This window comes from Bradyrhizobium sp. Arg237L (assembly GCF_029990105.1).
Taxonomy (GTDB): domain Bacteria; phylum Pseudomonadota; class Alphaproteobacteria; order Rhizobiales; family Xanthobacteraceae; genus Bradyrhizobium.
Genome location: NZ_JAQMIL010000041.1, coordinates 72,866 through 80,005 on the forward strand (window position 1 = coordinate 72,866; position 7,140 = coordinate 80,005).

Annotated in this window: 6 protein-coding genes; all 6 read right to left on the reverse strand. The window is 63.2% G+C overall.

Annotated features, from left to right (window positions below):
• Window positions 1-43: 43 nt before the first annotated feature.
• A complete protein-coding gene (gene purF, locus OZ411_RS24055) occupies window positions 44-1,558 on the reverse strand; it encodes an amidophosphoribosyltransferase (protein ID WP_282529942.1) in 1,515 nt (504 codons plus the stop codon).
• A gap of 62 nt (window positions 1,559-1,620) precedes the next feature.
• Window positions 1,621-2,250 carry a CvpA family protein gene (locus OZ411_RS24060; protein ID WP_028166053.1) on the reverse strand — a complete coding sequence of 210 codons (630 nt, stop codon included), beginning with the start codon at window positions 2,248-2,250 and terminating at the stop codon, window positions 1,621-1,623.
• Window positions 2,251-2,414: 164 nt separating this feature from the next.
• Window positions 2,415-3,872, reverse strand: a complete 1,458-nt coding sequence (gene radA / locus OZ411_RS24065) for a DNA repair protein RadA (protein ID WP_130582267.1) — start codon at window positions 3,870-3,872, stop codon at window positions 2,415-2,417.
• 58 nt (window positions 3,873-3,930) lie between these two features.
• On the reverse strand, window positions 3,931-4,455 hold the full coding sequence (locus OZ411_RS24070; protein WP_282529937.1) for a hypothetical protein: 525 nt from the start codon (window positions 4,453-4,455) through the stop codon (window positions 3,931-3,933).
• Window positions 4,452-5,798, reverse strand: a complete 1,347-nt coding sequence (locus OZ411_RS24075) for an HD domain-containing protein (RefSeq protein WP_282529938.1) — start codon at window positions 5,796-5,798, stop codon at window positions 4,452-4,454. Before OZ411_RS24075 ends, OZ411_RS24070 begins: the two co-directional genes overlap by 4 nt.
• Before the next feature lie 188 nt (window positions 5,799-5,986).
• Window positions 5,987-6,712 carry a sulfite exporter TauE/SafE family protein gene (locus OZ411_RS24080; protein WP_130582264.1) on the reverse strand — a complete coding sequence of 242 codons (726 nt, stop codon included), beginning with the start codon at window positions 6,710-6,712 and terminating at the stop codon, window positions 5,987-5,989.
• Window positions 6,713-7,140: the final 428 nt, after the last annotated feature.

Genomic DNA, 7,140 nt, shown 5'->3' on the forward strand with positions numbered 1-7,140 from the left:
CCGGTGGTTGGTTATGGGTCCCGGCCTTCGCCGGGACGACAATTCAGCTCGCCTCTGCCAGCAGCGAGAGCTGGCGCGGCTGCGGCTCGGCTTCACTGTGGTCGGTGAGATGCGTCGGATAGGCGCCCGTGAAACAATGGTCGGCGAACTTCGGGTTGGCCGGATCGCGGCCGCCGGGATAGCCCATTGCGCGATACATGCCGTCGATCGACAGGAAGGCCAGCGAGTCCGCGCCGATGATCTCGCGCATCTCCTCCAGCGTGTGCGTCGCCGCCAGCAGGCCGCCGCGGTCAGGCAGGTCGATGCCGTAATAGTCGGGATAGAGGATCGGCGGGGAAGCGAGGCGGAAGTGCACTTCAAGGGCGCCGGCGTCGCGCATCATGCGCACGATCTTCTTCGAGGTGGTGCCGCGCACCAGCGAGTCGTCGATCAGGAGGATGCGCTTGCCCTCGATCGCGGCGCGGTTGGCCGAATGCTTCATGCGCACGCCGAGCTCGCGCACGCTCTGGGTCGGCTGAATGAAGGTGCGGCCGACATAGTGGTTGCGGATGATGCCAAGCTCGAACGGCACGCCGGAATACTGGCTGTAGCCGACCGCGGCGGGTACGCCGGAGTCTGGCACCGGCACGACGACGTCGATATCCGGATGGTTCTCGCGCGCAAGCTGCGCGCCGAATGCCTTGCGGACCTCATAGACCGAACGGCCGCCGACGATGGAGTCGGGCCGTGAGAAATAGATGTATTCGAAGATGCAGGGCCGCGCCGGTTTCGGCGGGAACGGCTTGTGCGTGTGCGCGCCTTCCTCATCGAACACGATGATCTCGCCGGGCTCGATGTCGCGGACATATTTGGCGCCGATCATATCGAGCGCGCAGGTCTCCGAGGTCAGGATCGGCCGGCCGTCGAGATCGCCGAGCACGAGAGGCCGGATGCCGAGCGGGTCGCGCGCGCCGACCAGCTTCTTGTTGGTCAGGGCGACCAGCGAATAGGCGCCCTCGATCGCGCGCAGCGCCTCGATGAAGCGATCGACGAAATGGCCACGCTTGGACTGCGCCACCAGGTGCAGGATCACCTCGGTGTCGGTGGTCGACTGCATCATGGCGCCGTTCTTGACGAGCTCGCGGCGCAGCGACAGCCCGTTGGTGAGGTTGCCGTTATGGCCGACCGCAAAGCCGCCGGCGTTGAGCTCGGCGAACAGCGGCTGCACGTTGCGCAGGATGGTGGCGCCGGTGGTGGAATAGCGGACGTGGCCGACCGCGGTCGAGCCGGGCAGGCGCTCGATCACTTCGCGGCGGGAGAAGGTGTCGCCGACCAGGCCGAGCCGGCGCTCGGAGTGGAAGCGGCTGCCGTCGAAGGTGACGATGCCGCAAGCTTCCTGGCCGCGATGCTGGAGGGCGTGCAATCCGAGCGCCGTGATGGCGGCAGCTTCGGGGTGGCTGAAAATGCCGAACACGCCACACTCTTCGCGTAGCGTGTCGCCTTCGAGATCATCCTGCAATTCGATGGGCCCGGAAGAATACGGGTCAAGCTGCTCGGCGTGATCGGAAGGGGCTTGCATCGCGTTCATCGCCTTTCTTTGCGGCCTGTGCTGAGTTTAGCCCAACAGGCCTAAGTCAAGGTTTAACGGCCCGCAGGTTTCTCGATCAGCTTTTTAAGGCTGTCGCGGGCAGGTTTACTATAGCCATCGCCGGACGCCGGCGCGGTGGGTTCGGCGTCAGTCTGATCGTCTTCCGGTTTGTTTTTCTTGAACCGCTTTAAGATGGTGTTCTCGGGGTCATCAGGCAAGAGCGACATCAGCCAATCCCCGGTTCCTTGCAGCACCACGCGGGATTTTGCGCCCGTCACCCAGTCCGGCCGCTGCTTGTCAGGAACCAGCCAGCTAAAGAACAGGAAGGCGACGACCACGATCAGGAGCCCGCGCGCCAGCCCGAACAGGAAGCCGAGCGTACGGTCGAGCGCACCGATGCGCGAATCCAGGATCATGTCGGAAATCCGCACCGTGATGATGGACACCACGATCAGGGTACCGATGAAAGTGCCGGCGACCACGACGACGGCGGCGACCGTGTCGTTGTTGAAGTAAGTTTTGGCAGTCGGCAAAAGCTTCGAGAAAGCATAGAGCGTGACCAGCGCCGCCGCGCCCCAGGCCGCGATCGACAGGATCTCGCGCATGAAGCCGCGCACCATCGCAAGCAGGCCCGAGATCAGCATCACTGCGAGCAGGACGAGATCGAGGATCGTTATCGGCATCGGGTGGTCAGGTCCGCTCGTTCTTCTTATGGGTCTGCAGGGCACGGCCGCCCGCGAATCGGCGTTTCGGTTTGAGGGGCTTATAGCGTCCCCGGCAAGGCCGGAAAGCGCCTGTCCCACGCGGCGCGATGTATAGCGGCGAGGGGCGCCAAGGTCACCCCGCTTTAGCCCTTCTCGCGACGGAATCGGGCCGGTGTGGCATTTTTCTCAACGGGTTCAGCGTCCCGTTGGGCCTGGTGGTTGCCCCTAGGGGTGCCACGGGCGGCGATCTCGGCGACCAGGGTGGTCAGTCCGCCGACCGAGTTCAGGGTAAGCCCGGCATCGCCGGCGTCGCCGCGGGCCGATTCGGGCAGCACGGCGCGGCCAAACCCGAGTTTCGCCGCCTCCTTCAGCCTGGCCGAGGTCTGCGCCACCGGCCGGACCGCGCCGGACAGCGAAATCTCGCCGAAATAGACCGCATCCGTCGGCAGGGGGGCGTTCACCAGCGAGGACACCAGCGCCGCGGCGGCGGCAAGGTCGGCGGCGGGTTCCTGGATGCGCAGGCCGCCGGCGACATTCAGGTAGACGTCATGGCCGGAGAGTTTCACGCCGCAATGGGCCTCCAGCACTGCCAGCACCATCGACAGCCGGCTCGGGTCCCAGCCGACCACCGCGCGCCGGGGTGTGCCGAGCGAGGTCGGCGCCACCAGCGCCTGCAATTCCACCAGCACCGGGCGGGTGCCCTCGATCCCGGCAAAGACGGCGGTGCCGGGGCTGCCGAGGTCGCGCTCGGAAAGGAACAATTCGGAGGGGTTTGAGACCTCACGCAGGCCGAGCCCGGTCATCTCGAACACCCCGATCTCGTCGGTCGGGCCGAAGCGGTTCTTGACCGCGCGCAGGATGCGGAACTGCTGCGAGCCTTCGCCCTCGAACGACAGCACCGCGTCGACCATGTGCTCGACCACGCGGGGGCCGGCGATCTGGCCATCCTTGGTGACGTGCCCGACCAGGATGATGGCCGCACCGGTCTTCTTGGCGAAACGAATCAGCGCCTGCGCCGAGGCGCGGACCTGGGTCACCGTGCCGGGCGCGGATTCGACCGTGTCGGTCCACATGGTCTGGATCGAATCGATCACGATCAGGCGCGGCACCGTGCCTTCTGATAGCGTCGAGACGATATCCTCGACCGAGGTTTCGGAAGCGAGCTGCACCGGCGCATTCGCAAGCCCGAGCCGCTCGGCGCGCAACCGCACCTGCGCCACCGCCTCTTCGCCCGAGATGTAGACCGCGCGGTGCCCGGCGCGCGCCATCATGCTGGTCGCCTGCGTCAGCAGCGTCGACTTGCCGATGCCGGGATCGCCGCCGACCAGGAGCACCGACCCGCGCACGAAGCCGCCGCCGGTGACGCGGTCGAGCTCGGTCATCCCGGAGGAGAGGCGGGGAGCGTCGTGGCTCTTGCCGGACAGCGACTCCAGCGCAAACGTCCGCCCCTTGCGCTTGGAGCGGATGGACACCGGCACATTGCCGGTCGAGTCCTCCTCCGCCAGCGTATTCCACTCACCGCAGGCGTCGCACTTCCCCTGCCAGCGATTATACGCCGCACCGCAATTCTGGCAGACAAAGGAGAGGGTGTTCTTGGCCATGGAAAATCCTACCGCCCATTCCGCATTTGGGTGCGCTCACAGGCGGCGAAGAATGAAATCAGGAACGCACAGCCGAACCAACCGCAGGCGGCAACCCAAGCGTCCGCAACAATTCAAAAGCTTTCAGGGCACGGTTGTTGCCGGTCTTGGCCCCCTTGCGCCGAACCAGTTCGGTCTTCCAATCAGAAATGCCTTCCACTACCGCCAACCAATGAATGGTGGCAGCAAGCTCAAGCACGGTGGACGAGTGCCGCTGCATTTCAGCAAGCGCTGTGCGGATGCGCCCGATTGGCATATGGGCGTCCGCCTTATCGCCATCGCCCTCTGCTTCCGCGGAGTAGGCGACGTAAGGCACGCCATCGCTCAGGCGACGGCGCTGGCTTGCGTGTAGGTGACCGAACACGATGTCGTCTTCGATCTTCTCGGCCAAATCCTCCGAATAGGGGCCGTAATGATAATATTCGTACGAGAAGCCGCTATCGAGGCCCATCCGGTCAAGCAGATACACGACTTTCTGGAGACGGATTTTCCCGACGATCTCTCCCCCGGCAGCTATCACGAGGCTTGGAACATCAGCCGTCATTTGAGCCTCCCTCTGACCGAATCAATGACAGATTGCGCCATTCTGGAGCTTGCTTCATCAAGAAAGTAGTAGCGCTCGAAGGCTCGCTGACGATCGGAGCCGGCTACCGTAGCGTCTTTGAAGTCGGTAATTTCTTTGAGCTTGTGGTCTGACATCCGGATCATGAGCCGTTTCTGGGCGCGCCCGTCGTCAGCTCCGATCTCACCGTATATCGACAGTTTGGCGGAGTCCCGGAATACATCTTCCCCGAGTTGCGATTTGAAGCGGGCGTCGAGCGCGTGTTTCAGACGGCGCTGTTCTTCCGCATCCTCCGGAAAGGCGTGCTGAACGTCGAGGCAGATAGGGCGTTCTCGATTGAGTATCCGCCCGGCAATTCGCTTGATTATCCCGTCACCATTTGTCGCGACGGTATGTAAGGCGCCCCACACCACCGTGTCGTCCAAGGCGCCATAGTTGGCGATGCCGTCGCCTCCCGGAGAAAAGAAGAGAACCAAGGGATGATCGTCGGGCAGGCCGGCGACCCTGCCGTTGGCATCTATCTCGCGTGCGGTGAATCGAAAGAAAGCCGATACCATCTGCTCGATCCCGCGCGTCGTCTTGTGCAGATATACGTTCGTGTAGAGGCGATACCGCGCCAACAGGAAATCTTCGGCAGCGTCGCGCGCTTTGTGCTCGAGGCAGAAGCTGTGCTGATAAATCGGATCTGCGTCGTCGGACTCGGCCGGCGCGAAGTCGATTTCGGCAACGCGCACATTGTCCATCAGCCAGTCCAGGTCGATGGCGCCGGCGCCAGTCATGTAACGGTCGCGGAGCAGATAATCCAAACGATCGGCGTCAAACGAACTCGACACGACCGCATGATACATGTCCGTCGGGGTTTCGGCGGCGACCAGGTCCGCGACATCCTCCGGCTTCACGCCGGACGCTGCGATTATCTCCGATATCCTGCCGCTGCCATCGCGGATCATGTCCGCAGTGAAAGCCTCATGACTTCGAATCTTTGGCTTCGGCGCGGCGTCTGTGGATCGTTCCGCGGCCAGTGCTTTTCGTGCTTCCTCGAAGGCGTGGCTAAAGGGGCCATGGCCGATGTCGTGAAGCAAGGCAGCAAACAGTGCGACCTTGGCACGCGTCTCGTTGAATTCGCCTTCGACGCGCTTGAGCTCGATCTCGCGTTTCAGGATTCCGACGAGGCGTCGCGCATTGTGGTACACGCCGATCGAATGCGAAAAGCGCGTGTGGCTCGCGGAAGGGAACACATACTCGGACACGCCGAGTTGCTTGACGCGCCGAAGACGCTGCACTTCGGGCGTATTGAGCAACTTCCAAACGCTCTCGTCGACCAAGCCATCGTCATTAAAGACAATGAGGCCATGAATAGGGTCTCGGACGCGCTGAGGCTTCATAAGAACAAAAGTAGAACATTCTCCGCCGTACGTCTACCAAAAGATGGAACCGCCCCGAAACCCGTTGCGCGTCATATGGTTAGGGCGTGACGAGCAGTCTGGTTCAGCGGATAGCGGGACAATGATGTCTAGTGAGTTACCGCGGGCCACAGCAGCGACGCTCCGGCCACAAGCATGATGCCGTCCATCACGAGGCGGAAGACGTCAGGTTCAAGCCGCAGCACGAAGCGCTTCGCAATGAAGGCGCCCGCCATCAGCGACGAGCCCGCGATCAGGCCTTTGAGAGCGACGTCAGGCGTCAGCGCGCCGAAACGTTCAAACGTCACCGACTTGCTCACATAGAGGCCGAGCGAGCTTGCGGCCTCGGTGGCGAGGAACGCGCCCTTGGTGAGGCCATAGAACAGGAACAGCGGCACGCTCAAAGGTCCGGTCGAGACCACGATGCCCGTGAGATAGCCGATGATGGCGCCGCCTACAGCGAGATGCCACAACCGCGCCTGCAGTTGATGCCGCGCCAGCCAGTGCCGCGCCGGCACCATCGCGATCAGGAACAGGCCGATTGCGATGTCGACCACGCGAGACGGCAGCGCCAGCAGCGTGCGTGCACCGAGCGCCGCGGCCGGGATGCCGGTGATGGAGTAGGCGGCGCAGGCCCGCCAATCGACCTCGCGCCACCAGGCCAGGATGCGCGAAAGGTTCGCCATCACCGCGGCCACCGCCATGATCGGCACCGCTTGCTTTGGTCCGAACTGATAGATCAGCACCGGCATCAGCATGATCGACGATCCCGTGCCAACGATGCCCGAAAGCGTTCCGGCAATCAGGCCGACGATGAGGACGAAGAGGTAACCCACGAGATAGTGTCCGCGACTCGTTCAGGGGGAAGAGAGCCTAGCAAGTTTCGGGAGGTCGCGTCCTAACACTCGCTGTCATTCCGGGGCGCGCCCCTTGGCGCGAGCCCGGAATCCATCAGACCACCGGCACAGGTGGAAAAATGGATTCCGGGCTCGCCGCTTCGCGACGCCCCGGAATGGCGGAGGAGAAAAATTTGCTAGTGATTCCAACGTGATTTGCTTCGTCCAGTTGGCTTGAAAAAAATAAACCGCTTAACCCGTCGGGCAAATCAGCACTATTAATCCGCGCGTCTCACGGTAGATGAGGGGCGGATCGCGATCGTCACGAACGTTGCGGTGAGATGCGGTGGACGAGATGCGTGTGACTGACGAGCACGCGCATCACGGACGGCGAAGTCGTGTGGTCCTGGCGCCCCGACGCTGGCGCT

Excerpts from the sequence above, each read along its gene's own strand:
- radA (WP_130582267.1), bottom strand. The coding sequence starts at position 3,872 with ATGGCCAAGAACACCCTCTCCTTTGTCTGCCAGAATTGCGGTGCGGCG.
- OZ411_RS24060 (WP_028166053.1), bottom strand. The coding sequence starts at position 2,250 with ATGCCGATAACGATCCTCGATCTCGTCCTGCTCGCAGTGATGCTGATC.
- purF (WP_282529942.1), bottom strand. The coding sequence starts at position 1,558 with ATGCAAGCCCCTTCCGATCACGCCGAGCAGCTTGACCCGTATTCTTCC.
- OZ411_RS24070 (WP_282529937.1), bottom strand. The coding sequence starts at position 4,455 with ATGACGGCTGATGTTCCAAGCCTCGTGATAGCTGCCGGGGGAGAGATC.